The sequence below is a fragment of the Streptomyces sp. DH12 genome (genome assembly GCF_020873895.1).
Taxonomy (GTDB): Bacteria; Actinomycetota; Actinomycetes; order Streptomycetales; family Streptomycetaceae; genus Streptomyces.
Map to the genome: position 1 here is coordinate 1 of NZ_JAHWGT010001431.1, position 412 is coordinate 412.

At 72.3% G+C, this 412-nt stretch carries 1 protein-coding gene; it reads left to right on the top strand.

Annotated elements, in window-relative coordinates:
* The coding region (locus LPA54_RS40430; protein ID WP_368857916.1) for an ABC transporter permease at positions 1-412 on the top strand (412 nt) is incomplete at both ends.

The following is a 412-nucleotide window of genomic DNA, read 5'->3' on the forward strand; positions in this document are numbered from 1 at the left end:
CGCGGAAGAGAGCTTCCAGTCCGGGGCCTACCCACTGGCCGCCAAGTGCCGGCTCGCGGCGGCCGGGATCGCGGAAGCGATGGGCGACGAGGAGGGTCAGGGGGAGGCCCTCTCCGCCGCCGCGCACGCCAACCTGCTGCTGGCGAACCACGAGGAGGCCGCCCGGTTCGCCGGCGTCCGCGTCAAGCGGCAGAAGCTGATCCTGTTCACCGTGACCGGCCTGATGTCGGCCCTCACCGGCGTCTTCTGGGCGCTGCACTACGCCAGCGCCCGCTACGACAACGCCACCGGGCTCGAACTGTCCGTCGTCGCGGCCGTCCTCCTCGGCGGCATCGACTTCGACGGCGGCAAGGGCACCCTCGGCGGCGCGATCGCCGGCGTGTTCCTGCTGGGCGCGCTGCAGAACGTGATG